This is a genomic window from Pseudoxanthomonas sp. LjRoot204_2, from assembly GCF_056175765.1.
This window is the reverse complement of sequence record NZ_JBGFFG010000715.1, coordinates 1-1,094: the sequence shown is the minus strand read 5'-3', so window position 1 is coordinate 1,094 and position 1,094 is coordinate 1. Positions and strand designations below refer to the sequence as shown.

The following is a 1,094-nucleotide window of genomic DNA, read 5'->3' as shown; positions in this document are numbered from 1 at the left end:
GGTCAGTACGTGCTGGTCGCGGTGTCCGATACAGGCGGCGGCATGCCGGCCGACGTCATCGCGAAGGCCTTCGATCCATTCTTCACGACCAAGGAGGTGGGGCGTGGCACCGGTCTGGGCCTGTCCCAGGTCTATGGCTTCGTGAAGCAGTCCGGCGGACACGTGAAGATCTATTCGGAAGTCGGCAGCGGCACCACCGTCAAGGTGTACCTGCCGCGCCAGCTCGGCGCGCATGCGGTGACAGAGAGCGTGCCGAGCGCGCACCCGATGCCCCGCGGCGAGTTGCAGGAGGTCATCCTGGTCGTGGAGGACGAACCGGCGGTACGGCAGTTCTCCGTCGATGCGTTGACCGAGCTGGGGTACCGCGTCTTCTCCGCAGACAGCGCCGCGGCGGCACTGCGCATCCTCGAAGCGGAGCCGTCCATCAGCCTCTTGTTCACCGACGTGGTGATGCCGGAGACCAACGGACGCAAACTGGCGAACGAAGCCTGCAGGCGCTGGCCGCACCTGAAGGTCCTCTTCACCACCGGCTACAGCCGCAACGCCGTCGTCCACAACGGCGTGCTGGACCCCGGCGTCAACCTGATCGGAAAGCCCTTCACGCTGCAGGAGCTCGCGGCACGCGTGCGCGAGGTACTGGAGAAGCCGGCCTAGGGATCCACCAGGTGGCGTGGTCGCAGGAGCTCGCGACCGCCACGCGCGCGATCACCACCACGGTCGGCCACGCGCGTGGCACGCCGTGCTTCCGCGGGCTAGGCGGCGGCGCCCTGGCTCACGCCGGCGCTGCCGGAGGACTTGCGGGGAGGCGACATGTCCGCCATGCGGTAACCGGCGCTCTGGACGGTATGGAGCAGCGGATTGTCGAAACCGCGATCGATGACCCGCCGCAGGTTGTACAGATGGCTGCGCAGCGAGTCGGAATCGGGCAGGTCGTCTCCCCACAACTCGCGTTCGATTTCCCGCCGGCTCACGACGCGCGGCGACTCGCGCATCAGGATGTTGAGCAGCTTCGTGGCGACGGGCGACACCTCGATCTCCTTGCCGGCGCGGTGGATGCGATGGCAGGCGGGATCGAAGGACAGATCGCCGACCTT

At 67.6% G+C, this 1,094-nt stretch carries 2 protein-coding genes; one reads left to right on the top strand and one right to left on the bottom strand.

Annotation, left to right across the window (positions count from 1 at the left end; translation table 11 throughout):
• The coding region (locus AC04L7_RS19340; RefSeq protein WP_475513795.1) for a response regulator at nt 1-654 on the top strand (654 nt) is incomplete at its 5' end.
• A gap of 98 nt (nt 655-752) precedes the next feature.
• Here AC04L7_RS19340 and AC04L7_RS19335 read toward each other — a convergent pair.
• On the bottom strand, nt 753-1,094 hold a 342-nt coding region (locus tag AC04L7_RS19335), incomplete at its 5' end, for a winged helix-turn-helix domain-containing protein (protein ID WP_475513794.1).